Origin of the sequence: Arthrobacter sp. UYCu511 (assembly GCF_040547105.1) — a bacterium.
GTDB lineage: Bacteria > Actinomycetota > Actinomycetes > Actinomycetales > Micrococcaceae > Specibacter > Specibacter psychrochitiniphilus.
This window is the reverse complement of record NZ_JBEPPB010000002.1, coordinates 128,726-153,262: the sequence shown is the minus strand read 5'-3', so window position 1 is coordinate 153,262 and position 24,537 is coordinate 128,726. Positions and strand designations below refer to the sequence as shown.

28 protein-coding genes are annotated in these 24,537 nt (G+C 61.6%); 18 read left to right on the top strand and 10 right to left on the bottom strand.

What is annotated here, in order from left to right; translation table 11 throughout:
- Positions 1-66 precede the first annotated feature (66 nt).
- Positions 67-549: a DUF2127 domain-containing protein gene (locus tag ABIB48_RS04030; protein WP_354212213.1), complete on the top strand. Its 483-nt coding sequence runs from the start codon at positions 67-69 to the stop codon at positions 547-549.
- A complete protein-coding gene (locus ABIB48_RS04025; protein WP_110105070.1) occupies positions 546-1,475 on the top strand; it encodes a 2-dehydropantoate 2-reductase in 930 nt (309 codons plus the stop codon). Before ABIB48_RS04030 ends, ABIB48_RS04025 begins: the two co-directional genes overlap by 4 nt.
- A gap of 60 nt (positions 1,476-1,535) precedes the next feature.
- On the opposite strand, the gene ABIB48_RS04020 is transcribed toward ABIB48_RS04025, so the two are convergent.
- The 3 genes from ABIB48_RS04020 to ABIB48_RS04010 form a co-directional block, all read right to left on the bottom strand.
- On the bottom strand, positions 1,536-2,735 hold the full coding sequence (locus ABIB48_RS04020) for a hypothetical protein (protein WP_354212212.1): 1,200 nt from the start codon (positions 2,733-2,735) through the stop codon (positions 1,536-1,538).
- Between the two features lie 178 nt (positions 2,736-2,913).
- On the bottom strand, positions 2,914-3,840 hold the full coding sequence (locus ABIB48_RS04015) for an NADP-dependent oxidoreductase (RefSeq protein WP_354212377.1): 927 nt from the start codon (positions 3,838-3,840) through the stop codon (positions 2,914-2,916).
- An 87-nt stretch (positions 3,841-3,927) separates the two neighbouring features.
- Entirely contained in the window at positions 3,928-5,097 is a 1,170-nt protein-coding gene (locus tag ABIB48_RS04010; RefSeq protein ID WP_110105067.1) for an alpha/beta hydrolase, read from the bottom strand.
- A 158-nt stretch (positions 5,098-5,255) separates the two neighbouring features.
- On the opposite strand from ABIB48_RS04010, the gene ABIB48_RS04005 reads away from it, so the two are divergent.
- Together ABIB48_RS04005 and ABIB48_RS04000 are read left to right on the top strand one after the other, a co-directional pair.
- Positions 5,256-5,870 (top strand): hypothetical protein, encoded by a 615-nt coding sequence (locus ABIB48_RS04005; RefSeq protein ID WP_354212211.1) that lies wholly within the window; start codon positions 5,256-5,258, stop codon positions 5,868-5,870.
- A 146-nt stretch (positions 5,871-6,016) separates the two neighbouring features.
- Complete coding sequence (locus tag ABIB48_RS04000; protein ID WP_354212210.1) at positions 6,017-6,766, top strand: queuosine precursor transporter; 750 nt, start codon at positions 6,017-6,019, stop codon at positions 6,764-6,766.
- Positions 6,767-6,948: 182 nt separating this feature from the next.
- Here ABIB48_RS04000 and tgt read toward each other — a convergent pair whose 3' ends face one another.
- From tgt to ABIB48_RS03980, 4 genes are all read right to left on the bottom strand, one after another.
- The gene (gene tgt, locus ABIB48_RS03995; protein WP_354212209.1) at positions 6,949-8,316 is read right to left on the bottom strand and encodes a tRNA guanosine(34) transglycosylase Tgt; all 1,368 of its coding nucleotides are present in this window, start codon (positions 8,314-8,316) and stop codon (positions 6,949-6,951) included.
- A 114-nt stretch (positions 8,317-8,430) separates the two neighbouring features.
- Positions 8,431-9,147, bottom strand: a complete 717-nt coding sequence (locus ABIB48_RS03990; RefSeq protein WP_218867975.1) for an SRPBCC family protein — start codon at positions 9,145-9,147, stop codon at positions 8,431-8,433.
- Between the two features lie 68 nt (positions 9,148-9,215).
- Positions 9,216-9,755 (bottom strand): NUDIX hydrolase family protein, encoded by a 540-nt coding sequence (locus ABIB48_RS03985; RefSeq protein ID WP_110105063.1) that lies wholly within the window; start codon positions 9,753-9,755, stop codon positions 9,216-9,218.
- 14 nt (positions 9,756-9,769) lie between these two features.
- Entirely contained in the window at positions 9,770-10,384 is a 615-nt protein-coding gene (locus ABIB48_RS03980; RefSeq protein ID WP_354212208.1) for a hypothetical protein, read from the bottom strand.
- Between the two features lie 47 nt (positions 10,385-10,431).
- Here ABIB48_RS03980 and ABIB48_RS03975 point away from each other — a divergent pair, with 47 nt between their 5' ends.
- Complete coding sequence (locus ABIB48_RS03975) at positions 10,432-11,022, top strand: YdeI/OmpD-associated family protein (protein WP_110105061.1); 591 nt, start codon at positions 10,432-10,434, stop codon at positions 11,020-11,022.
- 32 nt (positions 11,023-11,054) lie between these two features.
- On the opposite strand, the gene ABIB48_RS03970 is transcribed toward ABIB48_RS03975, so the two are convergent.
- Positions 11,055-12,107: a glycoside hydrolase family 76 protein gene (locus tag ABIB48_RS03970; RefSeq protein WP_315914028.1), complete on the bottom strand. Its 1,053-nt coding sequence runs from the start codon at positions 12,105-12,107 to the stop codon at positions 11,055-11,057.
- A 131-nt stretch (positions 12,108-12,238) separates the two neighbouring features.
- Here ABIB48_RS03970 and ABIB48_RS03965 point away from each other — a divergent pair, with 131 nt between their 5' ends.
- The gene (locus ABIB48_RS03965) at positions 12,239-13,018 is read left to right on the top strand and encodes an SDR family NAD(P)-dependent oxidoreductase (protein WP_354212207.1); all 780 of its coding nucleotides are present in this window, start codon (positions 12,239-12,241) and stop codon (positions 13,016-13,018) included.
- Entirely contained in the window at positions 13,015-14,229 is a 1,215-nt protein-coding gene (locus tag ABIB48_RS03960) for an acyl-CoA dehydrogenase family protein (protein WP_354212206.1), read from the top strand. Before ABIB48_RS03965 ends, ABIB48_RS03960 begins: the two co-directional genes overlap by 4 nt.
- 57 nt (positions 14,230-14,286) lie before the next feature.
- Here ABIB48_RS03960 and ABIB48_RS03955 read toward each other — a convergent pair whose 3' ends face one another.
- Positions 14,287-15,093 carry a DUF1684 domain-containing protein gene (locus tag ABIB48_RS03955; protein WP_354212205.1) on the bottom strand — a complete coding sequence of 269 codons (807 nt, stop codon included), beginning with the start codon at positions 15,091-15,093 and terminating at the stop codon, positions 14,287-14,289.
- A 153-nt stretch (positions 15,094-15,246) separates the two neighbouring features.
- Between ABIB48_RS03955 and ABIB48_RS03950 the strand changes: the two genes are divergently transcribed.
- The 11 genes from ABIB48_RS03950 to ABIB48_RS03900 all read left to right on the top strand — a co-directional run bounded on the left by ABIB48_RS03950 (position 15,247) and on the right by ABIB48_RS03900 (position 23,461).
- Positions 15,247-15,798, top strand: coding sequence for an SRPBCC domain-containing protein (locus ABIB48_RS03950; protein WP_315914032.1), 552 nt, complete (start codon positions 15,247-15,249; stop codon positions 15,796-15,798).
- A gap of 185 nt (positions 15,799-15,983) precedes the next feature.
- Positions 15,984-18,803 carry a phosphoenolpyruvate carboxylase gene (gene ppc / locus ABIB48_RS03945; protein ID WP_354212204.1) on the top strand — a complete coding sequence of 940 codons (2,820 nt, stop codon included), beginning with the start codon at positions 15,984-15,986 and terminating at the stop codon, positions 18,801-18,803.
- Positions 18,804-18,928: 125 nt separating this feature from the next.
- The gene (locus ABIB48_RS03940) at positions 18,929-19,234 is read left to right on the top strand and encodes a hypothetical protein (protein WP_110105055.1); all 306 of its coding nucleotides are present in this window, start codon (positions 18,929-18,931) and stop codon (positions 19,232-19,234) included.
- 176 nt (positions 19,235-19,410) lie between these two features.
- Positions 19,411-19,944, top strand: a complete 534-nt coding sequence (locus ABIB48_RS03935; RefSeq protein ID WP_218867976.1) for an Asp23/Gls24 family envelope stress response protein — start codon at positions 19,411-19,413, stop codon at positions 19,942-19,944.
- Positions 19,941-20,132: a DUF2273 domain-containing protein gene (locus ABIB48_RS03930; RefSeq protein ID WP_354212202.1), complete on the top strand. Its 192-nt coding sequence runs from the start codon at positions 19,941-19,943 to the stop codon at positions 20,130-20,132. Before ABIB48_RS03935 ends, ABIB48_RS03930 begins: the two co-directional genes overlap by 4 nt.
- The gene (locus ABIB48_RS03925; protein WP_354212200.1) at positions 20,129-20,554 is read left to right on the top strand and encodes a hypothetical protein; all 426 of its coding nucleotides are present in this window, start codon (positions 20,129-20,131) and stop codon (positions 20,552-20,554) included. The genes ABIB48_RS03930 and ABIB48_RS03925 overlap by 4 nt, the downstream gene beginning before the upstream one ends.
- Positions 20,551-21,180, top strand: a complete 630-nt coding sequence (locus ABIB48_RS03920) for a hypothetical protein (protein ID WP_354212198.1) — start codon at positions 20,551-20,553, stop codon at positions 21,178-21,180. The genes ABIB48_RS03925 and ABIB48_RS03920 overlap by 4 nt, the downstream gene beginning before the upstream one ends.
- Positions 21,177-21,782: a hypothetical protein gene (locus tag ABIB48_RS03915; protein WP_354212196.1), complete on the top strand. Its 606-nt coding sequence runs from the start codon at positions 21,177-21,179 to the stop codon at positions 21,780-21,782. Before ABIB48_RS03920 ends, ABIB48_RS03915 begins: the two co-directional genes overlap by 4 nt.
- Positions 21,783-21,891: 109 nt before the next feature.
- Positions 21,892-22,461, top strand: coding sequence for an RNA polymerase sigma factor (locus ABIB48_RS03910; protein WP_245932056.1), 570 nt, complete (start codon positions 21,892-21,894; stop codon positions 22,459-22,461).
- The gene (locus tag ABIB48_RS03905; protein WP_354212194.1) at positions 22,458-23,096 is read left to right on the top strand and encodes an Asp23/Gls24 family envelope stress response protein; all 639 of its coding nucleotides are present in this window, start codon (positions 22,458-22,460) and stop codon (positions 23,094-23,096) included. Before ABIB48_RS03910 ends, ABIB48_RS03905 begins: the two co-directional genes overlap by 4 nt.
- Positions 23,093-23,461, top strand: a complete 369-nt coding sequence (locus tag ABIB48_RS03900; RefSeq protein ID WP_354212192.1) for a hypothetical protein — start codon at positions 23,093-23,095, stop codon at positions 23,459-23,461. Before ABIB48_RS03905 ends, ABIB48_RS03900 begins: the two co-directional genes overlap by 4 nt.
- Positions 23,462-23,555: 94 nt before the next feature.
- Here ABIB48_RS03900 and ABIB48_RS03895 read toward each other — a convergent pair whose 3' ends face one another.
- A complete protein-coding gene (locus tag ABIB48_RS03895; RefSeq protein WP_354212376.1) occupies positions 23,556-24,479 on the bottom strand; it encodes a pseudouridine synthase in 924 nt (307 codons plus the stop codon).
- Between the last annotated feature and the right edge of the window lie 58 nt (positions 24,480-24,537).

Genomic DNA, 24,537 nt, shown 5'->3' with positions numbered 1-24,537 from the left:
GTGCCAAGGCCCCAGTGTTAGGCTCCAAGCAGGAATGCGGCTGGAGGAATGATGCGCATACTCAAAATGACCGATTGGTGGGACAGGCTCTTCGTCGCCGGCATCATCATCAAAGGCTTGGACGGTGTCCTGGAACTGCTCGGTGGCGTGCTCCTGCTCTTCATAGCCCCGGCCAAAATCCAGGAGATTGCCGTCCTGGTCACCCAGCCGGAACTGACCGAAGATCCGGATAATTTTATTGCCAACCGCATCCTTCGGGGCGCCTCCGGGCTCAGCGACCATGTGGTCCTCTTTGCCGCTTTCTACCTGCTGGCTCATGGCATAGTAAAAGTGGTCCTTGTGGCCGCATTACTCGTGGATAAGTTGTGGGCGTACCCCTGGATGATCGCCGTCCTTGGCCTGTTCATCCTTTACCAGCTCTATCAGCTGAGCGTGCAGCCCTCGGCCGGGCTCATCATCTTGACAGTGTTTGACGCACTCATTGTGCTGCTCACCTGGCATGAATACCGAAGGCACCGACGACGTGTCAGCAAGGAAATAGGCACATGAAAATACTCGTAGTAGGGGCCGGTGCAACTGGGGGATACTTCGGCGCTGCGTTGGCCCGTGCCGGCCGGGATGTGAGCTTTTTAGTCCGCGAAAAACGTGCACAATTCCTGCAGGAACGCGGCTTGCGCATTGTGGACGCGGAAGGTGAAACCCGTAGTGCGCCCCGTATCCTCACGGCAGGGACGCTTGATGAGATATTCGACGTGGTCCTGGTCACCGTTAAAGGTCCCGGCCTGGAACAAGCCATGGTGGACATGACCCCGGCCGTGGGGCCGGACACTCTCATTGTGCCGTTCCTAAACGGTATGGGGCACATGGAGGTGCTGGCCACCGCGTTTGGTGCCGACGCCGTGATCGGTTCCGTGGTGCATTTGGTCTCCACCATTAACGCCGACGGCGACATTGCGATCCTCAACCCGCTAGCGCGCTGGAGCATTGGTGACCAAGACGGTCCCCTGGAAGGCGCCGTGTCAGCACGGGTGCAGGCGCTGCTGGCCGAGATTTCCGTGCCTGGCTTCGAAGCCGTGGCTGTGCCGAATGGGCTGGCCATCATGTGGCACAAATGGGTTTTTATTGTGGCTGCCGGGGTCACCACTTGCCTCATGCGCGGACCGGTGGGGTCCATTGCCGCGGTGCCGGGAGGGCCGGAGTTTGTGGCGGCGGTACTGGCGCAGACCGCTGCGGTCTCTGCCGCAGCAGGCTACCCGGTGCCACAAGCGCAGCAGGCGGGTAACCTCACGTTCCTTACCGAGCCTGGCTCAACGTTCACCTCGTCGCTGTACCGGGATGTGACGGCCGGGCTGGCGCATGAGGGCGAGCAGATAGTGGGCGACTTCGCTCGCCGGGCCGCCGGGTTGGGTGTGCCAGTGCCGCTGATCGATCTGGCGCTCCTGCAGTTGCGCGTCAACGAGGCCAGCCGCAGCTAAAGCACCTCGCCCGGCCGGTGCCCCGTCCGGGCGAGGTGCCGGCCGCCGTCGTACTCTGGGTCAGAGATCCTCTGCTCCCGGACCTACTGCCTGGATGGGGAAATCGTCCTTGAGGATGTCAAAAACGTCGGGACGCCAGACCGGTGGCACCTCAATGAACTCGCCAACGGTGACAAGGCCCTCCTCAGCCCAGTGGGCGATGTTTTGGGCAATGGCCAACAAGTCCGGATGAACAGAATCCGGCTCCTCCAAGGCTTGGATGAGCAGGGCCGCTTCGGGAGGGGCGCCGGATGCGGCTTGGGTCAGCCAATCCGCCATTTCCAGATGCCAATCCTCATAAATGCCCTCCTCTGAACCTTCCAGGGTGGCCGTATAAATCAGATGGCCCATCAAATCCCGCATATGCAACACCATCTCGGGATCATTGCTGTGCAACAGCTGCGTGGAGGTGGGGGAGATACGGCTCTCACGCACGCTCACCAGCCCCGCCACATCCAGCAATTGCCAATAAAGTGCCAGCCGTGCGGCGCCGTGATCGGCTGGGGTGGTGAACGCGGCGGCCGCGGCGAGGGCGCCTACGCCTGTATGGATCAAGGTGGCAGCGGCGCCTTCCTGATCCAGCACGGTGCCGTGTTCCGTGAGGTCCTTGCCCTCGCCAATCCACTCAAGCAGGGCCAGAACATTCTTCCAGAGTGGGGAATTGGCAGCTGTTGTTGCAGCCGCCTCTTCACTGACCGTGGGGAGGTAGATTTCGGCGAACTCGTAGTCCTCAACGGGCAGGCTATCATCATCCAACGCGTCATCGGGGTCAGCCCCGGGAACTGCCGTCTGCGCCAGCTCTTCAAAAATGGTCATCAGATCCTCATGCGTTCCCGTCCAAAGCTCGGCCTCGGCCAAGTAGGCGATGTAATCATGGACGCCGTTGCGCAGGGTCATCACACCCAGCGGGTTCGCGTGGCCGGTGACTTCCAGAACTTCCCGCAGCGCTGCGGGCACCAGATTGGTGGGATCCGGATGCGGTTCAAGGATGCGGTACATGTCAAAGAAATCATCCAGGATGGCAAGGCTGAGATCGATTGACTTATTGGGACGGCTCTCGGCTTCCAACCAGGCAACATAGCCCGACGACAGTGCCACCATGGCCCGATCCAGCCGGGCCTCGGCCGAGGGCCGTTGCGTTGACCGGGCAGCGGAGTCGGCCGAGGCCTTGGCCGGATTGCCGAAACGGGACTTCTTGGCGTTCTTGGACTTATTGGCCACAGGGTTCCTTGCAGACAGCGGGATGAGGTTCCTTAACCGTAGTCGCCTTGGCCTGGCTGCCGCACCCGTGCAGCCGCGCAAGCCCACTCCGCCCCGGCGCACACCCGCGCCCCGCGCCCCCGCGCGGAAGAGGTCAGAGTGCCCCGAAACGCGGGACGAGCCGTGGAGGGCGCGGGGGCTAGTTACTGAACTCGGTCAGGACCACCTTGCCGCTGCCGTGCCCGGACATACTGGCTTCAAAGGCGCGGGCAGCTTCCTGCATGGGAAAAGTTTGCGCCACATCTACGCTCAGCGATCCGTCCTCAACCAGCAGGCTCAGGCGCACTAGTTCCTCCGTGCCGGGGCGGACCCAGACGTAGTGCCCGCCGTGGGAGCTCACGCTCGCATCTGCAATTGAGGCGTGCCGGCCGTTCTCCTTCAATAACGCCAAAGTATCCTCGAGGACGCCGCCAATAAAGTCAGCCACGGCGTCTACACCCTCCGGCGCTTCGGCGCGCACGCGCTCCACTAGCCCGGAACCGTATTCCACCGCGATGGCGCCAAGTTCACGGAGGCGGGCATGGTTTTTTACGGAGCCCGTGGCGATGACGCGCACGCCCTCCTGGGCTGCTAGCTGGATGGCGGTGCGCCCAACACTGCCGGAACCGTTGTGGATCAACAGCGTCTGGCCCGCAGTCACGCCTAGCGTATCTAGACTCCGCTGAGCTGTCAGGCCGGTCAAGGGGAGGGCTGCGGCCTGTTCCCAAGAAAGGTTTGCAGGCTTGTGTGCCACGATCGCGGCTGGAAGTGCCACAAGTTCGGCGAAGGTCCCGCCCTGAACGGTATCCCGGCGGCCATAGGAAAATACCTCATCTCCCACTGAGAACTCCGGCGTATCGAAGCCCACTGCCTCCACAATTCCGGCAACGTCCCAGCCTGGAACCACGGGAAAATTCACATCCATCAGGGAATCGAGGTGGCCGCCCATAATTTTCCAGTCCACCGGATTCACCCCTGCCGCTTTGACACGGATCAGCACAGCCCCGGGGGACACTTTAGGAATGGGCAACGGCGCCTGTTGCAAAACCTCCGGGCCGCCGTATTGCTGGTAAGTCATGGCCTTCATAGATGAATTCATGGAAGCGTGTTCCTCTCCTTGAGACCCAAAGCGACTCGTGGTTTTATTCCTGCGCATTATTCAAACACATGCGCACTAGGAAATGCCGAGAAAGGAGCTCACACTTCGCCGCTCCCAGCGCTGCGATGTGGCTGCATTCAGGGCGGCTTCTACCCAGCGGCCCATGCCTGAGTACGCCTGATCCCGGATCTCGGTGGGGGATAAGAAAACGTCATGGAAGGCGCCTTGGATCCTGTGCAATGTGACGCTGGATCCCAAATCCAGGGCGCGTTTGGCCACCACATCCACATTCAAGACAACATCTGAGGACAACGCGCTGGAAGACCATTTGGGTTGCAAATAGCTCTTGTCTGAGAGCATGACCAGCACCGGGACCGTCAGGCCCAGCCCACGAGCTACCTGCGCCTGCCCTTGAAAGACAGCATTTAAGAACGATGCCGTCACAGGGAAGCCACGATCCGGGCGCCAGGCGGACTCGTACTCCCACTCACCGTCGTACTTCTTTGACACGGCCCGCGTATAGAAACCGGGGTCAATAGGCGGCAGCGGAACCATGGGCCGGAACCTGGTGCGCGCCTGGATGAGCGGTGCCACCATGGCGCGCCCCACCTCACTGGCCTGGAATTCCAGCCAAGGACTGTTAAGCACGAGGGCGGATGCCGCACCCGGGTGCCGCGCGGCCCACAAGCTCAGTGTGAGCCCGCCTGTTGAATGGCCCAGCAAAACCAGGGGGCGTTGGCCCGTGAATTCGGGGGCTTTTTCGACGCGTTCGCGCCCTGCAAGCGCGTCGAAGGCCGCGCTGAGACGGTGCCGGGTTTCCTCTAGGAAGTCCAGCTCGAAGGACTTCTCATCCGGGGCAGGCTCAGGGGAGGGGAAAGGAACCGCCGCTTCGGGGACCACGCTGCGTCCCATGGCCAACAGCGCGGCCGCAATGTCGGCGTCGTACTCGGTGAGGGAAGAGACCTGCCCCGGCGCCAGGCCCGGGCGCAGGCTGCGGCCGTAATGATGTAAGTCAAGGGCATAAAAATTGGCGCCGGCGCGGTGCCAGAACTCGGCCAGCTCGTGCTGAAAAAAGTAGTCCGACCAGCCGTGGACGTACAGGACATCGGCACCGGTCAGCGCGGACGGCTCCCACAGTGGTGCGGGGCCAACGTAGCGAACCAGTGTGGCGGGGGAACCTGCGGGAAGGTCCAGGGTGAGCTGTTCAAAGGTGGGGCCAAGGACGTCCTGCTGCCATGTGCTCATAGCTTGATGCTAGCCGTAGCGGCCGTGAAGAGGGGACGGGTGTGTGATGTTTATTGCGATGTTTTCCCGCGGTGAGTGTGCCTATGCTGGAGGTGCACGCGGGCGGCCCGGATGGAGCCGCCAGCACCTGAAATATTGTGGTTGGAAAGGGTGAAGACATGGGATCTTGGCAGGACACTTTTGCGGACTGGGCACAGGCGTGGGCTGCGAGCCAGGACCTGGCCGCCACAGTTGAGGGTTCCACAGTACTTTTCGGCAACCAGCACGTCATGGTGTGGCCCGGGCAGGATATTGAAGCTCAAATCACGGTGCTGGCGCAGGGCTCGGAGCTGGTCTTGATCACCGAGGATGCCGCCGAAACCACTACCTATGCCCTGTCCAAAGGACTTGTGGCCACCTCGCGGGCGGTGCTGCTGCAGGCGCAGACGGACAACCTTGACTTGGCGCCGCACTTGCCTGCCGAAGCCAATCTTGCGGAGGCGCCCATGGAGAACTACGACCTTGTTGAGCTAGCGGTCTTTGACCACCCTGTGGGCCGTGGCCGGTTGAGCACGGCAGATGAACTTGCCGTGGTGGCTGAGCTCAGTGTTGATGAGGGCTATGAGGATCAGCTTCCCGTGTTTGAGAACGCCATTGTTGCGGGGCTGGGCGATGAAGCCTTCGCCCATGGGGCAGACACTCTGTATCTGGTGGCAGGTGAGGAACAAGCGCAACGATTTGCCGCCGTCGACGGGTGGAACCGTGTGGCGCAGATCCTGAGCTTCAGGAAGTAACGGCAGCCCGGGTGGGCAGGGGATTGCTGCCGTGGCAGAATAGGGGGTGGCCCGGGTGCAGACGGGCCCAGTGATAATACAGCCGGCCGCCCCTGACGGGTGTGGCATGAGCGAACCACTTAAACAAAAGAAATTTGAGACTCAACATGTCCCCGCTGCAAAGCAAAGCTTCGCCAACCCCTGACTCGGCAACCCCGACCAAAAACTCCCCCAAAACCACGCCTACGTTCGCCGCCATCGGAAGCCCCTATTTTGGGATTCTCCTGGCGTGCATGGCCGTCATTGTGATCCTTTCCAATATTGGCGCCTCCAAGGGCGTGCAATTTGGCCCCATCATCACCGACGGCGGCTTCTTCCTGTTCCCCTTCGCCTACATTTTGGGTGATGTGATCAGCGAAATTTACGGTTTCAAGGTCAACCGCAAGGCCATCCTGACCACGTTTGCACTCTCCATTTTCGCGTCCCTTTCCTACTGGGTCATGATTGCGCTGCCCGGGTTCACTGACGACTTTGGACTGGCTAAGCAGCAGGCCCTGCAGGACGCGCTGGGGCCGGTGCCGCAAATTGTGCTGGCCAGCCTGCTCGCATTTTTGGCCGGGCAGAGTGTCAATTCCGCGATCATGGTCCGGCTCAAGGCCCACCACGGTGAACGCAAGCTGTGGGTGCGGCTCATGGGCTCCAGCGGTGCCGGGGAATTCCTGGACACCCTGATTTTCTGTGCCATTGCCGCCCCTGTGATTGGCATTGTGGGTTTTGGCATGTTCGTCAACTACGTGCTGGTGGGCTTTGTGTACAAGGTGGGTGTGCAGTACGCGCTGATCCCCGTCACCGCGGTGGTGATCCGCTGGTTCAAACGCAACGAGCCCTCCTATGTGGAGGCCGCGCCGGCAACATAGTTGCTGCCCGCAGCTTCGGCTGGAGCCCAGTGTGGATTCGGACGGCGCTTGCGGAAAAAGACGGCCGTCTACCACTGTCTTTTTCCGCGAACACCAGCCGAACCCGTTTTGAACATACGACGGCGGCACCTGGGTGAGTTTTTTGACTCTCCCGGGTGCCGCCGTCGTACTTTTTTGCGCCGCTATGCCTGCCGTTTGGGGTAATAGCGGCGCAGGGTTTCGGCCTTGAACGCGAAGAAGGTGCCATCCTCGATGGCGAGGCGGGCATCGTCCACCATTTTCACCACGAAGCGCTCGTTGTGGATGGAGACGAGCGTGGAGGAGACCATTTCCTTGGCCTTGAACAGGTGGTGGATGTAGGCGCGCGTGTAGTTTTCGCAGGTGTAGCAATCGCACTCATCGGAGAGAGGCGTGAAATCGCGTTTGTACTTGGCTCCGGAGAGGTTGAAGCGCCCGTCCGGGGTGTAGAACGCGGAGGTGCGGGCCACACGGGTGGGCGAGACGCAGTCAAAGGTGTCAGCCCCGTTCTCGATGGCGGTGAAAATGTCATCGGGTTCCGAGATCCCCAGCAGGTGGCGCGGCTTGTCCTCCGGCAGCTCCTCGGAGCACCAGCGCACAATGGTGCCCAGATTTTCCTTCTCCAACGCACCGCCAATTCCGAAACCGTCAAAGTTCATTTCTCCCAGATCGTGGGAGGCCTTGCGGCGCAGGTCCTCATACTGGGCGCCCTGGATTACGCCAAACAGGGCCTGGTACGGCTTGCCCGTGCGCTCCTCCGTGAGGCGGAAGTGCTCCTCGATACAGCGCAGCGCCCACAACCGGGTGCGTTCAAGGGACATCTCCTGGTAGCCGCGGGAGTTCAGTAAGGTGGTCAGCTCATCGAAGGCAAACATGATATCCGCCCCGATCTGGTGCTGGACCGCCATGGAAACTTCGGGGGTGAAACGGTGCATGTCCCCGTTGAGGTGGGACTTGAACCAGACACCGTCATCGTCAATGTGCGCCAGACGTTCCTTGCCCACGGCCACGGAATCGTCGGCGCCGGCGTGCGGGGAGGCCGCCACGGCATCCATGTTGATGACCTTCTTGAACCCAGAGCCTAGGGACATGACCTGGAATCCGCCGCTGTCGGTGAACGTGGGCCCAGACCAGTTCATGAATTTACCGAGGCCGCCGGCGGCATCTAGGATGTCCGCGCCGGGCTGCAGGTACAGGTGGTAGGCGTTGGAGAGCAACGCCTGCGCACCCAATTCCGCCATGGTTTCCGGCAGTACCGCCTTCACGGTGGCCTTGGTGCCCACAGCGATGAACGCCGGGGTCTTGATGGCGCCGTGCGGGGTGGTGATGACGCCGGTACGGCCCTGGAACGCCCCGCCGTTTTTCTCAATCGCCGCTGCGTTGGGTGCGCACGTCTCGTTCAGCCGGGTGGTGACGGTAAAACCGAATTCGCTTTGCGAGGCAGGTGCGCCGGGCGCCGGTGGTTCACAGGGCGCTTCGGAGGGTGCGTGTGCGGGCGCAAGCAGGTCAGTGAGTGTTTCAGGGGAAGGCATTTCTCCATTTTGCCAGTCTTTGCAGGCCAGCGGTCACGAAGGTGTCCAACGCAACCGCCCCACCCCTTTGAACGCTCACGCAGTTGCCGCAGAGAGTCGAGGAGGTGACGGGTGTTATTCGTCAGGGAAGTGGGTTTCCATGAAGGCGTCCCACTGGGTGCCGATAGCGTCGAAAGCTGCGGCGCCGAGGCCATAGGTGGAGGCGATGATCTGGGCGCCGGGGTGTTCGCGCAGACCTTCCAAGGGTTTCTGCTGGGCAAGAATAAGCAGCCCGTCTCCATGCTGAGCATAATTGGCCACCGTCAACCCCACTTGGGATTCACTGCGATACCAAACTTTGCCGGATAGTGAAGCCCCCGTGTTCAACGTCAACTCGTAGGGTTCCCCCGGATCGGGTAGCCACCCGGTATCGATGCCCAGGGCGTCCCACAAGTTGGTGTGCGCCGAACTGGTCCCATCAACATAGATGGTGCGCCTTGCAGTTTTTGGGTGACGTTCAAGAGCAAACTTCAATTGCTGGATAAACATGGTCCAACCAGAAGTAATATCCTCGTTGTACTTGGCCCATTCACCTGTGGCCACACCACGAGTCAGCGTCAATAAGGTGCCGTCTGGCCGCGGCTGCAAGGTGAAAAAATCGCCCATTTCCAAGTTCAAGCGCAGATGGTCAGCGCTTTCGCTCACATTGGCGTGATAGACCTGTTGGATTTCCGCATCCAGGCCGTCCATGTCCCAACCGTGCCATTGGGCAAGTTTGGCTGGTTCACGGAGCATGAGCCAAACCTGCTCGGCATCGGCGTTGATCAGGACGGAAAGCTGAGTGGTCACCATGGAAGGTAATCTACGCTCGATAGTTCAAACGGGCCAGAGCTGCCGGCGGCGGGTTGCCGAGCCTCGGCTTAGCGGCCCAAGCCGGCGTAGGAGATTGCTTGGCGCACCAACGCCCCGCGGCCGCCCACGAATTCAGCCTGGACACCGGGGCTGAGAACCTCCTCCGGTGTCATCCACGTCAGCTCGAGGGCGTCCTGGCGCGGCTCACAGTCGCCCGTCACCGGGATGACATAAACCATGGCAACCGCGTGCTGGCGCTCGTCCGTGAATCCCGTTTGGGAGGGAGAGGGCAGGTACTCGGCCACCGTGAACGGGACGGGACTGACAGGTAGCTGTGGCATTGCGAGTGGGCCCAGATCCTTCTCAATATGGCGGATGAGGGCGGCCCGGATGGTTTCGCGGTACAGCACCCTTCCCGAGACCAGGGTTCGCACCATGGAACCTTGCTCATCAGCTTGCAGCAGCAGCCCCACCTCGTTGACGTATCCCAGCGGGTCCAGCCTCACTGGAACCGCTTCGACATAGACCATGGGAAGCCGGTTGCGAGCCTCATAGAGGTCCTCGTTGGATAACCAGCCGGGATAAGGATCAGGGGTACGCACGCTCATATCTAAGTTCTACCTTATCCACGTCCTGCGCGCTTCTTTTCCGCACTGAAATCTAGGAAGAGTTCGCTGCCGGCACCAAAAGTGAGTATCCCGGAGCCGTGCTTTAGCTCAAGCTCGACGCCGGACACCTCACCCTGCGCCGTGGCCACAAAACCGCCGTTTTTGGCCCGGTACAGGGCACCGCCATCCGGGAGATCCCGGACAAACTTGGCGCCAATGTTGGCCAGAACCTTGTTGGCGGCAGCAGTGTCCGGGGTGCGCCAGATGGCGGTGACAGCCAGAGCTGCGGCCGGGTGGGGCAGGCGGAGGTCTTCGGATTCGGCCAGTGAAAAACTGAAACCGTCGGGCGCGGTGACCTTAGCGCCGGGGCCGTTGTCTGTGTCAGCAAGCTCCGCGTGCGAGCCATCGGCCAGAGTGCGCCGAACAAAAATAGTGGCGTCGCGCAGCTCAAAGGCAAGCTCCGTGCGGCTGGCCTGCGGAGACTCGCGAATCACCCGGATCTTGCCGTTGCCGGAATCAAAGTCGGCGCTGTCCCTGCCGATCTCCAGAGTGTCCAGGCCCAGCTCACGCAGTTGTGTGACGGTGGCATCGAAGTGGGGGGTCAAAATAAGGGGGCGCACGCGCAGCATGGTTTCTCCTGGTGGCGGGTGGATGGTTCCAATAATAGTGTTGAGTCATGGCCGAACTTCCTGAATTGCTGCTCCCCGACGCCATCTCATGGCGGGCCTGGTTGAGCGAGAACCACACCAACTCTCCCGGGGTTCGGCTGGTGCTGCATAAGAAGGGCGGCGCCGTCACTGAGCTCGATTATGCGGGTGCCCTTGATGAGGCGCTGTGTTTTGGCTGGATTGACGGGGTGGTGGGCAAACGTGACGAGCACTCCTTTGTTCGCCGTTTTACCCCGCGCACCAAGGCCAGTAAATGGTCCAAGATCAACGTGGGCCACTTTGAACGGCTCTGTGAGCAGGGGCGTATGTGCTCTGCAGGAGTTGCCGCCGCCAATGCTGCCAAGGCGGACGGCCGCTGGGAGGCTGCATACTCCGGGCAGGCCAGTGCCGAGGTTCCGCACGATTTTGCCGCCGCGATCGCAGCCAACCCGGCGGCCCAGGCCATGTTCGAGGTCCTGAGCGCTACCAACCGCTATGCCTTTCTCTACCGGCTGGCCAATGTGAAAACGCAAGCCGCCCGAGAGGCAAACATGCTTCGTTTTGTGGGGATGCTGGCAGCGGGGCAGACGCCGTACCCGCAAAAGCGCCGGCCGCTCTAGGCGTACGTGAAAGGTCAGTGGCGCCCCGACGATTAGAGTGCGGCTGCGGCTGAAAAGATACTCCAGCGCTGGATGGCGGCTGAGAGTTGATCCGGCTCGTGATTCAGGAGTTGTTCCGCGGTCTGAACAATGAGGTTCGACGCCGTTTCCCGGGTTTGGGCACAAAGCCTTCCGTCCCGCGCGGCCACGGCCAGATAACGGCACAGGATGCCGGTGAACAGGCTTCCATCGCCGCCTGGTTCGAGGCGCAGCCCGTGCCCGGGGGTGCTGAGCTGGGCTTTGATGGCGGTGACGAGGCCGGCTGCTTGATCGAGCTGGCCCGGCCCTCCGAGCCTCAGAAGGGCGGCAAGGATAGGGCCCTGGTTGTACGTGTAGATGTTTCTTTCCACGCTGCGCCCGGTAGCGGTGGGGTGGACGCCGTCCATGTATAGTCCCGAGTCCAGGTCAAAGAGTTCGGTGCGCAGCCAAGCGGTCACCGCTGCGGCAGTGCGGAGCTCGCCAATCCGGGCAAAATGTAGAGCCGCCGGGCCGTTGACGGGAGTGTTTTTGTAGTCGCGTTTCCGCGACCAGTACAAGCCTCCGCCCAGCACCTGATCATGGGCCGCATGCAACTGCCGGGTCAGCACCCGCGTGGCAAACCGAGCCAGCGCCACGGGTTTAGCGTTCAGCCGCAGGGATAATTCGTTGAGCCGGGAGGCTGCCAAGGCCAGCCACGCCATGTCGTCATAGAAATGGTTGGGGAAGCGGCCGAAGTTTCGGATGAGGATGCCGCGCAAGAGGGCCTGACCTTGCCGCAGCCAGCGCCGGGCTGCTGGGCGTGCGCCGTTGGACAGGGCCAGGAACCCGGCGTCCAGGATGGCGTCAAGGTAGTGGGCCTGCCACCAGTAATGCCATTCGGACCACGGCACCGTCGATGGTGGGCGGGCGTTGGGCCCTGCTGCAAGGGAACCGATCCAGGTCCCCGGCAGGCGCATCAGCGGATGGCCAAAACGGGCGTTGACGTTTTGTGCGGCAGTGGCGGCCAGCGCAGCCCAATCCCGGGAGGGGTGTGGTGACTTCGCCGTGTTCGGGAAAGGGCCTGTCATGGACCCAAGCGTACTGTCCTAGCCGTGGTGTGAAAGGCACGCCCCAGCATCCAGAAATTTTGGTTAGTATGCATTAACGCAAAGTCGTTGTGGCCTGGTGACGGGTGGCAGCACCTCAATGAGGAGGAATTATGGAAATCTCTGACAATGGCACGGTTGCGCTCATCACCGGTGGTGCCTCCGGGCTGGGTGCAGCAACGGCGAGGCGGCTGCACGCGGCCGGTGCCGCCGTCGTACTGGTTGATTTGCCAGGTTCGCAAGGTGCCGAGCTTGCCGCGGAACTCGGGGAGCGGGCTGTCTTTGCCCCAGCTGATGTGTGCGATGAGGCCCAGGTGCGTGCCGCGGTCCAGGCTGCCGCCGAGCTGGGGACGCTGCGAATCGCTGTCAATTGTGCAGGCGTTGCCACTCCCGGGAAGGTGCTGGGGCGTGAGGGTGTGCTGCCGTTGGAGGCCTTCAGCCGCGTGGTCCAGATCAATTTGGTGGGTACTTTCAATGTGGTCCGGCTGTGTGCCGAGGCCATGGCCGCTGCCGAGCCGTTCGCGGGGGAATTCGGTCCCGAGCGCGGGGTTATTGTGAACACAGCCTCCGTGGCTGCCTTTGACGGGCAGATCGGCCAGCCCGCTTATGCGGCCTCGAAGGGTGCCGTGGCGGCCATGACCTTGCCACTAGCCCGTGAACTGGCGCGTTCGCTGATCCGGGTAGTCACCATTGCGCCGGGCATCTTTGAAACGCCCATGCTGGCAGGTTTGCCGCAAGCGGCGCAAGATTCCCTGGGGGCGCAGGTTCCGCACCCCTCACGGCTGGGCAAGCCCGCTGAATATGCGGTGCTTGTGGAACACATTCTCGCGAATGCCATGATGAACGGCGAAACCATCAGACTCGACGGCGCCATCCGGATGGCACCCAAATGAGTTTGCCTAAGAGGGAGTTGCCGTCCGCGGACTTCTACGACTTCGAGGCGCTGCTCAGTGCACAGGAACAGGCCAAGCTGGCACAGTTGCGGGCCTTTCTGGCGCAGGAGGTGGCCCCGCACGCCGTCGGCTGGTGGAATGATGCGCAGTTCCCGGCCCACATCCTGCCCAAGATTGCTGCCCTGGATCTGGCCGCCCCGGACCGCCGCCGGTATAGCCACTTGTTCACGGGGCTGGTAGTGGCTGAAATGACGCGGGTAGATACGTCCCTAGCCACGTTTTTTCTGGTCCACCACGACCTTTTTGTGCAGGCTCTCATTGACTTTGGCTCGCAGGAGCAGCAGGAGCGGATGCTCGCCGATGCCGTGGCGCTGCGCACCACGGGCGCCTTTGCCCTGACCGAACCTGATCACGGCAGCGATGTTGCCGGCGGGATGGTCACCACGGCCCGGCGTGTGATGGGCGACGACGGCGGAACCCACTGGGTGATCAACGGTGCCAAACGCTGGATTGGCAACGGGACGTTTTGCGAGCGGATGTTGCTGTGGGCGCGGGATGCCGAGACAGGGGAGGTACGGGGTTTCTTCCTGGATGCCACTCTTTCCGGGGTGCAGCGGAGCAAGATTGAAAACAAAATTGCGCTGCGGACAGTCCAAAACGCGCACATCACACTCATAGACGTGCAAGTCCCGGAGCGGGACCGGATTGCCCAGGTCAATTCCTTCGCGGACATCAACAAGTTGCTGCTCAGCTCGCGGATCTCCGTGGCATGGCAGGCAGTGGGGCAACAGCTCGCGGCCTTTGATATTGCCCGGGCCTATGCTCTTGAGCGCCAGCAATTTGGCCGTCCCCTTGCCGCGTTCCAGCTGATTCAATCGCAGTTGGTGACCATGCTGGGCAATGCCACCTCTTCGTTGGCCATGATGGTACGCATTGCGGGGTTGCAAGACGCGTCAGAGAGCGCCGGCTCTGGTGACTCCGGGGGTCCAACCATGGCCCAGGTGGCCCTGGCCAAGGCTCACACCACGTCTGCGATGCGCGAAACCGTATCGCTGGGGCGGTCCATTCTGGGCGGCAACGGAATTGTCAGTGACTATTCCATGGCGAAGGTCTTTGCCGATGCCGAAGCCATTTATACCTATGAGGGATCCCACGAAATCAACACACTCATTGCCGGGCGGGCCATTACGGGGATTTCGGCGATCGTTTAGGGCGGTGCCCTTGTTTAGCGCCCTTGTGTGGCGCAGTGCCCTCGTTTAGCGCAGGATTTATTTCCTCGGGTCGCGCTCGCCGGCTTCTATGGCCACGGCCAGCGTGTTGTTTGCAACGGGTTGCGGGCAGGTACCGAAGTCACTGAAGGCGCTGGGGTAGTTGATGGCGCGGTTGAAATCCAGCACAACGGAGCCGTCCGGGCGCGGCCTGGACAGTTCAACCTTGCGCCACGGCGCGGTGGAGACGTTGTTGCTGGCGTCATGGAATGTGATCACAAGAGAACCCAAGGCGCCTGCTTCAGCGTCCAACCGGTACTGCGTGCCCGCCAGTTCAAAGGACACTTCACCAACAAATTCGGCGGAGCCGGGCACCTCCGGGTTTGCCGTGGCGATGGCCTCCGCGCGCGGTGCAGCAAAGCGGGTAAACGCCCCCGTCACCACGAGATTCGGGTTGTAGTCAAAAACGGGCACCCCAGCAAAATGGGTGAAGGTGGGTGAGAGCGCGTCACGGGTACGGATCATGTAGCGGTTGGCCCGCATGCCCAGCTCAACCACCACCGAACCATAGGAAACCCAGAGCAGTGACTCTTCATCCACGAGCAAAGCGGTGACGGTGCCATTCACCGGTTCGCCGCTTTTCACCAGCGTCAGGTGATCCTCTGCAGCGGCGGTCAGTGACGCCGCAGTGCCGTCAGAACTCCACAGTCCGGGTATGCCGGGCAAAACGGACGCGGTGGTGGGGAGCCAGTGGAAGGAGGTCAGGGTCAGCCAGCCGTGGGCGTCGGCCAACGAGGTGTCCCGCCCGGAACGGAAGCGCTCCCAACGCTGGGTGAGACGGCTGAGCTCGGCGGTGGGGGTACTCATGATGCTCCTTTGAATGCGCTAAAAACCTCTACACGTTGCAACGGCGGGGTGCATGCGCGTATTCCGGGCGCGGCGGGCACCCAGTGGTCCGGGCACCCAGTGATCCGGGCACCTAACGATCCGGGTGCCCGGCGGTAGTGGAAGAATAGGTTCATGGCTTCAAACGCAGAATTCAACAAGGACATGGCACGGTTTCCGCTCGGCACCTGGGCCGTAGTGGATTCCGAGCGCACGGAACTTGTCTTCACCCGGCATTACGCAGCATCCCCGGACGCGGTGTGGGCCATGCTGACTGATCCCGAAAAAACCCAAATGTGGTGGGCCAAAGTGCGTGGTCACGCTAAGACGGGATCCTCCTTTGACCTGAAATGGCTCAACGTCAAAGATGTTGGACAAGGCATTGAAACTGACTGGTGGAACGGGCGCGTGGTGGAAGCCGAGGCGCCAGCGCTCCTTGAAATCTCCAACTCGATGCACGGCCGGATTCGTATTGAACTGGTCCCCGTGCCCGGCGGTACGGTGTTGACGTTCCGTAATGTTGTTGCGCTGCCGGAAGAGGTTGTGTTGATGTCGATGGCCGGTTGGCACGTGCATCTGGACCACCTCAATGAGGCCCTTGAGGGCAAAAGCGTTGACTGGCAGCACTGGTGGGACGACTTTTACCCTTGCTGGGAAAGCGCCCACGCCAGCTACGCCGCACGGTAGCCGAACGGTAGCCAGCCACGCCGGCTAGCCGGTGGCCAGCCGTAAAAATTCAGCCACAATTTGAGACTGATTGGCACCCGTCACACAAGGCCCAGTAGGATCCAAAAGGCCCTGCCTTGGGCCGCCACCGTATTCAGCGCCGCATACGAGCACCCCAGATTCATAGACCGTAAGGACGCTGACTCATGAGCTCAGACATGCACGCTAGCCCTCAGGGCACCTCCCAGAACCCGGAGCAGGACACTGATCTGCGCCGAGACGTACGCCGTGTCAGCACGCTCCTGGGTGAATCCCTGGTCCGTCAGCACGGGCCCGAGCTGCTCGCCATGGTGGAGCAAGTCCGCCTGCTCACCAAGGAGTCCAAGGAAGCCGCCCGCGGCGATTCCGGCACAGGGCCTTGGAGCGCGAATGACGTCGCAGAGCAGGTCCGCGAGGTCCTCGCCTCCCTGCCACTGGGGCAGGCAACCGATTTGGTTCGCGCCTTTGCGTTCTATTTTCACCTGGCCAATGCCGCCGAGCAAGTACACCGCGTGCGCAGCCTGCGAACACGTGCTGAAAAGGATGGCTGGCTGGCCAAGGCTGTCACCGAGATCGCTGAACAAGCCGGTACGGATGCTTTGCAGAAGGTGGTCAATGAACTCGATGTGAGGCCAATCTTCACCGCCCACCCCACTGAGGCGTCACGGCGTTCGGTGCTGGATAAGATCCGCAAACTCTCCGATATCCTGGCCACTCCCTCCGAGGAAGGCACGTCCGCGCGTGCCCGCCAGGACCGCAAACTTGCCGAAATCATTGATCAGATGTGGCAGACCGATGAGCTGCGCAAGGTTCGCCCCACCCCCATGGATGAGGCACGCAACGCTATTTACTACCTGCGCAACATCCTCACCGACGCCATGCCGGAGGTGCTGACCGAGCTCAGCGACCTCCTCGGCGAGCACGGTGTTTCTTTACCTGCCGATGCGGCTCCGCTGCGCTTTGGCTCCTGGATTGGTGGGGACCGCGATGGCAACCCCAACGTCACCTCGGAGGTCACCCGTGAAGTGCTGATCCTGCAGAACCAGAACGCCGTGAAGATTGCCACGGCGCTCATTGATGAACTGCTCAGCGTCCTCTCCAACTCCAGTGCCCTGTGCGGTGCGGATAAGGCGTTGACGGATTCCATCGCAGCCGATCTGGCGAACCTGCCCGGGTTCGATGCCCGCGTGCTGGAATTGAACGCGGATGAGCCGTACCGTCTGAAGCTGACGTGCATCAAGGCCAAGCTGTTCAACACCCAAAAGCGCGTGGCAGCGGACGCGTATCACGAGCCCGGCCGGGACTACAGCGCCACCTCCGAGCTCATCGCCGATCTTGAACTGCTGGAGACCTCACTGCGCAACAATTCGGCAGCGCTGGTTGCCGACGGCGCCCTCGCCTCGGTGCGCCGGGCCATCTCCTCTTTCGGCCTCCACCTGGCCACCTTGGACATTCGCGAGCACGCGGATTACCACCATGACGCCGTCGGCCAGCTCATTGACCGGGTTAGCGAGCTGGGCAAACCCTACGCAGAACTCGAGCGTGCCGAGCGGATGTCCGTACTGAGCGCAGAATTGGCCAGCCACCGCCCGCTGTCCGGTCACCCCATTAAGCTCGACGGCGCAGCGAACGGCACGTACGACGTTTTCCGTGTGGTGCGGCGTGCCTTGCGCACCTACGGCCCGGATGTTGTGGAAACGTACATCATCTCCATGACTCGCGGCGCCGATGACGTTTTGGCAGCTGCCGTGCTGGCCCGCGAGGCCGGCCTGGTTCAGCTCACGGGTGAGAACCGCTACGCGAAGATCGGCTTTGCCCCGCTGCTGGAAACCGTGGACGAGCTGCGCGCCTCGGCGGAGATTGTGGACCAGTTGCTCTCGGATCCTGCCTACCGTGAATTGGTGCGGCTGCGCGGAGACGTGCAGGAAATCATGCTCGGATACTCGGACTCCAACAAGGAATCCGGCGTGCTCACCTCGCAGTGGGAAATCCACAAGACCCAGCGCAAGCTCCGCGATGTTGCACTCAAGCATGGTGTCAACGTGCGCATGTTCCACGGCCGTGGCGGCTCGGTGGGCCGTGGCGGTGGCCCCACGTATGATGCCATCATGGCCCAGCCCAATGGCGTCTTGGAAGGCGCCATCAAGTTCACCGAACAGGGCGAGGTTATCTCGGATAAGTACTCCCTGCCGGAACTGGCCCGTGAAAACTTGGAGCTCTCGCTCGCCGCTGTTATGCAAGGATCTGCTCTGCATCAGGCCCCGCGCCACTCCGAGGACGATCTGGGCCGCTTTGGGGCGATCATGGAAATCATCTCTGATGCGGCCTTTGGCAGCTACCGGACACTGATCGAGCACCAGGATCTGCCGGCCTACTTCCTGGCCTCCACCCCCGTGGAACAGCTGGGCTCGTTGAACATTGGTTCACGCCCGTCCAAGCGCCCCGACTCGGGTTCTGGCCTGGGTGGGCTGCGCGCCATCCCGTGGGTGTTCGGCTGGACCCAGTCACGCCAGATCGTGCCCGGTTGGTTCGGTGTGGGCTCCGGCCTTCGAGCGGCACGTGAAGCTGGCCGCGGAGCCGAGCTCAAGGAAATGCTGGATCACTGGCACTTCTTCTCCTCCACCATTTCCAACGTGGAGATGACGTTGGCCAAGACGGATATGGATATTGCCGCGCACTATGTTCGCACCCTGGTCCCTGCCGAGTTGCAGCACCTGTTCGCCACAATTCGCGCCGAGTTTGACCTGACGGTTGCCGAAATTCAGCTGCTGACAGGAGAAAGCGAGCTGCTGGATAACCAGCCGCTGCTCAAGCGCTCCCTGGAAGTCCGGGATCAGTACCTGGACCCGATCTCCTACCTCCAGGTGGAGTTGCTGCGCCGCGTCCGGGAAGCGGACATCACCGCGAGCGAGGTGGATGAGCGCCTGCAACGAGCCATGCTGATCACCATCAATGGTGTTGCCGCCGGCTTGCGCAACACCGGATAAGCACCGGCTTCGGCTTCTCGTGTTGAAAATGCGCCCGCCTCCCAAATATGCGCCCGCTTTACCTGGCGCATATTTGGGAGGCGGGCGCAATTTTGTGTGTGGCCCACCGCCGATAGGCTGGAGTAATGCCTTCCTTCCGCGCCACCCTTCAGATCACCGGGCTGCGTCCTGGCCACGCCCCCGAGGAAGTCATGGACATGGCCGTTGCCGCTGTCGGTGCCGCCCATGTAGTGGAGGCAAATCAGCTAGATATTGTGGCCGGAACCCCGCGCATCACCGTGCGTTTCATGGTGGAGGCCAGCGAGCACGACGCCGAGAACCAGTTTGCGCGCAACGCTGCGGTATCCATGGCGCACGGTGTGAATACCGTGGCCAGCTCGGGTGCGCTGCGCACCTACCGCCGCCAAACCGGGAAGTGGCTCGCAATCTGAGCAGCCCCATTTGACCGGTCATTGGAGCCGCCCCATACTTGTGATTAAGATCACATAAAATTCACCGTGAGGATGTAAGCGTTCGCTACGCCTTACTTGTAGGCGCCACGATGGCACCGAGCTTGAAAAATATGCTTGCAAAAATATCGACACGATGAATTTCGGGAGTGATTATTTTGACTACTGCGCCTCAAAGCAAGAACCAGCCTGCAGCCAACGCCGCTGCAAAGCCCGTAGCGTCAAGTACTTTTGATGCGGCACGGCAGACAGCAACAAGCCGCGGAACCACTACAGTGGCGGACGGTGTGGTGGCCAAGGTGGCAGGCATTGCAGCCCAGGATATCCCCGGTGTGTACGCACTCGGCGGCGGTGCGGCCCGCGCTTTGGGTAGTATTCGCGAAGCCGTCGGTCAGAAGGACCTCACTCAGGGTGTCAGCGTTGAAGTGGGTCAGACCCAGGTGGCAGTGGACGTCACGTTGGTGGTGGAGTACCCGCACCCTCTCCAGCAAGTGGCCGACGATGTCCGCAACGCCATTTACGCGGCCGTTGAAGATGTTGTTGGCATGGAGGTAACGGAGGTCAATGTCTCCATCACCGATATCCACATTGCCACCGAGGATGACGATGAGCGGCCCAGCAGGCGGGCTGACAATGACGAGCAGCGCGTTCGCACCGAGCAGAGCGGCCAGCGCGAAGCCCGCGTCTCATGAGTGCCACCGCTATCGGGGCAGTAGTCGGGGCTGTGCTGGCACTTACCGCCGTGGCCTTCGGATTCTGGGCCATGCTTCTGGTAGCCCTGTGCATGGCGGTTGGAGCGGTCATCGGGCGAAGCGTGGAGGGCCGGCTGGATTTCAGGGGAGTCATTGACGCCCTCAGAGGCAAGCGCACTTCCTCATGAATACCGGCCTCATGGATACCGGCCCGCTGGGGTTTGAACAGCAGCCAAGTTTTCGAAGCCGGCCACCGATGTGCGCCGGGTACACCAACATTTCGTCCGGCACCTTGGATCAGCTGATAGCAGCCATTGCCGCCGACGCTTTCAAGGTCCCCTTACAAGAGGTACGGGCCTCGCTCCATGATGAGCAAGGACAAGTAGGAGTTCGCCTGGTTGTGCCCCTCATGGTCCGGGCGGCGAAGGAAAACTCTACTGCTGTTTTTTCCACGCTCGACGGCGGCACCGTCTTTGAGTGGGCGGCCGCGGCAAGGAAGGTGGTTGCTGCGCGTTTTGCGCTGTTAGCTGGATCAACAGTTGCGCGCGTGGATGTTCGCTTCACGGGAATTCATGAGGCCATGAGCAGGACCGCGGGGAGGGTTCAATGAGAGCCACAACAGCAAAGGGCCCCCAGCAGAGCAACTTGCCCAACAACCAGCAGCACAACCGGGCCATCAATCGCATGAATGTCCGTGAAACCCGCTCGGGCAGGGCTACTCTATCCGTCACAGTGGCTGCCGTGTTGCTCGTGGTAACCCTGTGGCTGGGCGTGGAACTGGTGCTTGCGGCAACTGGCCAGCCACCCTTGCTGATAGCCCCAGCGAAACTGGCCCAGGGATCACTTTCACTGACAGCCGATGCTGCGCCTGGGGCCTTGATCGGAGCAGCGGCACTCCTGGCTCTTCTAGGGTTAACACTGTTGCTCGCGGCAGTACTTCCCGGGAGCAAGCCGCGGCACATTGTGGACAACCAACGTTCCGCCGTGGTGGTTGACAGTGAAGTGCTGGCGGCCGCGGTCTCCAGAGCCGCACGGACAGCTGCGCGCCTGGCTCCTGAACAAGTCACCAGCCGCATTGGAAAAAAGCGCGTTCAGGTAGTCCTTCACCCCGGCTCAGGCAAAGCGGTGGACTTAGTACTTGTTCGCGAAGCCGTGGAAGGTGAAGTGGCCAGTTACAGTCTGCGCAAGCCCCTGGCCTTGCATGTCACCACGGGAACGCAAACGGTGGCGTCATGAATAGCGCCCAGCGCAGGCTGAACCGCACAGTGCTGGCGCTGCTCGCCGTGGTAGTCCTCGGGCTAGCTTTCGTGGCGGTGCTGTCCGGTACTGCCCAAACCGGTATTGCCCAAGTCAGCGCCACCCAGCTCTGGGCTCGCATTCAAGAAAACTTGGCGGCCGCCCCGATCCCCGGGACCAACACCAGCTGGTGGAGTCTGGCGGTGCTGGCTCTGCTCGTGCTGCTGGCAGTGTTACTCGTGTGGTGGATTATTGCCCAAGGAAAGGGCCGTAGCTCTTACGTGGCCCGCCAAGCCAGCGGCGCCGGAGACACCACTGTGGACACGGCGGTTGCCGGGCAGCTCATCAAGGATGCTTTAGCGAATAACACTGCGGCGCTCTCCTGTTCCGTGACATCGTGGCGGGCACGGGGTGTGGTTGGCGGGGTGGCGCTCAAGATTAGTGTCCAGGCGCGAAGAGGTGCCTCACCCGCAGACTTGACGGCCGAAGTTGAACACCTGGTCCGTGGTCTAGATGCGCTTCTTGGCTCACAAATCCCTGTGCTGGTGCATATCCGCGCTGGTACACGCACAAAGTTTGGACGTGCCGGAAGGGTGCTGTGAGGTGGCAGGATGGGTATCGCCTACCATCAAGACGTGGCTGCTCTTTATGGGTGCCGTCACCACCGGAAATATCCCTGATCCAGCCGAGAACCCCGAAAGGCCCTAGCAGGTGGAACAACAGCAGGACCTCCCGCACAAGCTCGCGGATGCCTCCGATGCCCTCTTGGCGGAGCGGGCCGGCGACGGTGATGTTGCCTCGTTTGACATGCTCGCACGCCGGTACGGTCCGCTCATGCGCGCCTATGCCCGGCGCTTGGTGCGCTCTTATGACGAGGCCGACGACGTAGTGCAGGATGCGCTGTTCACGGCATGGAGGGACATTGCCGCCTTGCAGGACGGAAGCGCTGTGAAGTCCTGGCTCATGCGCATAGTCTCCCGCCGCGCAGTGGACACCGGCCGCCGTCGTAAGACGCACAGCAACTTAGAGGACCAGTCTGAAACCGCTGACCGGGAGCCAACGCCGGAGCAACTAGCTGTGGCCGGGTCCGCGCGGCGGGCATTGGAAAAAGCACTGACGCGGCTGCCTGAAGAGCAACGAAGATGCTGGGTACTGAAGGAATACGGAGGGCTTTCCTACACGGAGATCGCCGAGGAGCTGGGCATCAGCATTACCAGTGTGCGGGGCCGGCTAGCTAGGTCCCGGATAACGCTAGTTCAGGAAATGGAGGAATGGCGATGAACCCCACGAACGGTTGCAGCCTGCACATCGCGGACCTCAGCGACTACCTAGACACTGGCACCTCACCTGACGCGGCTCACATAGAGAACTGTCCGCAGTGCCACGCGCGTCTTGCCGGGCTGCGCAGCCTCAGCGCCGCAGCTCATGAACTCATGGACGACGACGTTGCTTCCGCCACATCCGATGCCGGCTGGCTGGACGGCATCCTGGCCAGTCTGCGCTTGGAAACCAGGGCCGGACGCCCCATCCCGTTACAAGGTGGTCCCGATGATGAACTCACGGAAACGGAAGGTGCTGTCATTGCGCTGGTCCGTTCAGTGGGGGATTCTTTGGGAGGAGTACTCATAGGCCGCTGCCGTTTGGAGGGGGAGGTCAGTGTCCCCGGGGCGCCCGTGGAGGTGCGGATCCATGTTTCCGCCCGCTATGGCTACCCGCTGCCAACACTGGCACAACAATTGCGGGAAGCAGTGTGGGCGCAATTGTTGGTGCACACGGAGCTGAACGTGATGGCTGTGCACGTGGCATTTACAGATTTGCGCCCGCCGTTGGATGAGGCTTTTGCCCAGGAGAGCGAAGACTTCGGAGAGAGCGAACGCTCCGGAGGCCCGGCCGGCTTGGGGGAGGATTCGGAATGAGCATGGAAGAGGAAATTCGCCAGTTGGTGCTGTCCATGGACGGGGTTGCCACCGTCTATGCGGCCGATCCGCTGTGGCTGACAACCGTGAAACGCCTGGGCTTACTGTTGGAGCAAGGCACTGCGGAGCTGGCTCACTTTGTGGTGTGCTCGGGCGGTATTGAAGAATTCCCCCTGGTTGACACAACTGCCACCGGGGACGGAACTGGCGCCCTGACCATCAGAACACGGATTGGTACCGACGGTTCGCTGCCAGCACCTGCCACGGCGCGTGCGGTGGCGGATGCGATTCGTGTCTTTGCCACGGAAAATTATCCGTTCCTGAGCGTCAAGGCGATCGTAGAAGTTTCCACGATCGGCGTTTGAGCAGTTTCATTGGGCGCGGGCGTCCGGACCTGCCAGCGTGCTCTCCGTATGCGCAGCGGTGGCTGCCAACTAGGCGCCACAGTGACAGCTGCGTCTAGTTGTGGTCTGGGAACTGTGCCAGTTCCAGCTTCGAGAAGTACTTCACCGCTTCACGGGTCAGCGGGTCCTGGAATGAAATGCTGTGGGCCAGCAATTGCAACGGCTTGCTGTAGTCATCGGGGGCTTGTTCGTGAAGGACCGGATAAAACGGATCATTGAGAATTCCCAGGCCCTGCGAGGCAAGATGCACCCGCAATTGGTGGGTTTTACCCGTGTGTGGCGCCAGATCGTAGAGTCCTAGGGTCTGCCCGGACGCATCGACCCGGGTGTCCATGAGCTCAATCCGGGTCTCCGCATTCGGCTCGCCTTCGACCTCCTGGGCCAGCAAATACGTGCGCGATTTGATCATGCGGCTGCGTACTACCAGAGGAAACTTCAGGTCATCACGGACCGGTGCCACGGCCCTATAGGTCTTTTCGATGCGCCGTTTTTCAAAGAGTGTCTGATATTTGCCGCGAGTTTCCGGGTTCGCTGAGAACAGCAACACCCCGGCTGTCATGCGGTCCAAACGGTGAATAGGCACCAGCTCCGGTAGGTCCAGCAGCACGCGCAGCCGTACCAGGGCTGATTCCTGCACGTACATGCCGCCAGGCGTAGTGGGTAGGAAGTGCGGCTTGTCCACAACCACCAGATGCTCGTCCTGGTGGAGTATGGATAGTTCCACGGGCAGCCGCTTCTCCACGGGCAGCTCGCGGTAGTACCAAATGAACATGTGCTCGTTCAGCGCCGTGGTCGGTGTGACGATCTCCCCGTCGAGGGCCTTCACCTCGCCACGTTCAAAACGCTCCACAATCTCCGCCGGGTCCACATGGTTAAACTTATCCAGCACGTACTCCATGGCCGTTGCCCAGGGGCCTGCAATGGGGATGCGCATGCGGGTGGCATTGACGCCATTGCGCACGGGAAGGGGAGATTTCATCACCTTTCAAGGGTACCGAGGGTTATGCACTGACCCGACCATGCCCGTGGATGGATAG

Excerpts from the sequence above, each read along its gene's own strand:
- ABIB48_RS03940 (WP_110105055.1), top strand. The coding sequence starts at position 18,929 with ATGCCTTCCTTCCGCGCCACCCTTCAGATCACCGGGCTGCGTCCTGGC.
- ABIB48_RS03905 (WP_354212194.1), top strand. The coding sequence starts at position 22,458 with ATGAACCCCACGAACGGTTGCAGCCTGCACATCGCGGACCTCAGCGAC.
- ABIB48_RS03980 (WP_354212208.1), bottom strand. The coding sequence starts at position 10,384 with ATGCTGCGCGTGCGCCCCCTTATTTTGACCCCCCACTTCGATGCCACC.
- ABIB48_RS04000 (WP_354212210.1), top strand. The coding sequence starts at position 6,017 with ATGTCCCCGCTGCAAAGCAAAGCTTCGCCAACCCCTGACTCGGCAACC.
- ABIB48_RS04015 (WP_354212377.1), bottom strand. The coding sequence starts at position 3,840 with ATGAAGGCCATGACTTACCAGCAATACGGCGGCCCGGAGGTTTTGCAA.
- ABIB48_RS04005 (WP_354212211.1), top strand. The coding sequence starts at position 5,256 with ATGGGATCTTGGCAGGACACTTTTGCGGACTGGGCACAGGCGTGGGCT.
- ABIB48_RS03895 (WP_354212376.1), bottom strand. The coding sequence starts at position 24,479 with ATGAAATCTCCCCTTCCCGTGCGCAATGGCGTCAATGCCACCCGCATG.
- ABIB48_RS03985 (WP_110105063.1), bottom strand. The coding sequence starts at position 9,755 with ATGAGCGTGCGTACCCCTGATCCTTATCCCGGCTGGTTATCCAACGAG.
- ABIB48_RS03925 (WP_354212200.1), top strand. The coding sequence starts at position 20,129 with ATGAATACCGGCCTCATGGATACCGGCCCGCTGGGGTTTGAACAGCAG.
- ABIB48_RS03900 (WP_354212192.1), top strand. The coding sequence starts at position 23,093 with ATGAGCATGGAAGAGGAAATTCGCCAGTTGGTGCTGTCCATGGACGGG.
- ABIB48_RS03930 (WP_354212202.1), top strand. The coding sequence starts at position 19,941 with ATGAGTGCCACCGCTATCGGGGCAGTAGTCGGGGCTGTGCTGGCACTT.
- tgt (WP_354212209.1), bottom strand. The coding sequence starts at position 8,316 with ATGCCTTCCCCTGAAACACTCACTGACCTGCTTGCGCCCGCACACGCA.
- ppc (WP_354212204.1), top strand. The coding sequence starts at position 15,984 with ATGAGCTCAGACATGCACGCTAGCCCTCAGGGCACCTCCCAGAACCCG.
- ABIB48_RS04030 (WP_354212213.1), top strand. The coding sequence starts at position 67 with ATGACCGATTGGTGGGACAGGCTCTTCGTCGCCGGCATCATCATCAAA.
- ABIB48_RS04010 (WP_110105067.1), bottom strand. The coding sequence starts at position 5,097 with ATGAGCACATGGCAGCAGGACGTCCTTGGCCCCACCTTTGAACAGCTC.
- ABIB48_RS03950 (WP_315914032.1), top strand. The coding sequence starts at position 15,247 with ATGGCTTCAAACGCAGAATTCAACAAGGACATGGCACGGTTTCCGCTC.
- ABIB48_RS03970 (WP_315914028.1), bottom strand. The coding sequence starts at position 12,107 with ATGACAGGCCCTTTCCCGAACACGGCGAAGTCACCACACCCCTCCCGG.
- ABIB48_RS03920 (WP_354212198.1), top strand. The coding sequence starts at position 20,551 with ATGAGAGCCACAACAGCAAAGGGCCCCCAGCAGAGCAACTTGCCCAAC.
- ABIB48_RS03960 (WP_354212206.1), top strand. The coding sequence starts at position 13,015 with ATGAGTTTGCCTAAGAGGGAGTTGCCGTCCGCGGACTTCTACGACTTC.
- ABIB48_RS03915 (WP_354212196.1), top strand. The coding sequence starts at position 21,177 with ATGAATAGCGCCCAGCGCAGGCTGAACCGCACAGTGCTGGCGCTGCTC.
- ABIB48_RS03990 (WP_218867975.1), bottom strand. The coding sequence starts at position 9,147 with ATGGTGACCACTCAGCTTTCCGTCCTGATCAACGCCGATGCCGAGCAG.
- ABIB48_RS03975 (WP_110105061.1), top strand. The coding sequence starts at position 10,432 with ATGGCCGAACTTCCTGAATTGCTGCTCCCCGACGCCATCTCATGGCGG.
- ABIB48_RS03965 (WP_354212207.1), top strand. The coding sequence starts at position 12,239 with ATGGAAATCTCTGACAATGGCACGGTTGCGCTCATCACCGGTGGTGCC.
- ABIB48_RS03955 (WP_354212205.1), bottom strand. The coding sequence starts at position 15,093 with ATGAGTACCCCCACCGCCGAGCTCAGCCGTCTCACCCAGCGTTGGGAG.
- ABIB48_RS04025 (WP_110105070.1), top strand. The coding sequence starts at position 546 with ATGAAAATACTCGTAGTAGGGGCCGGTGCAACTGGGGGATACTTCGGC.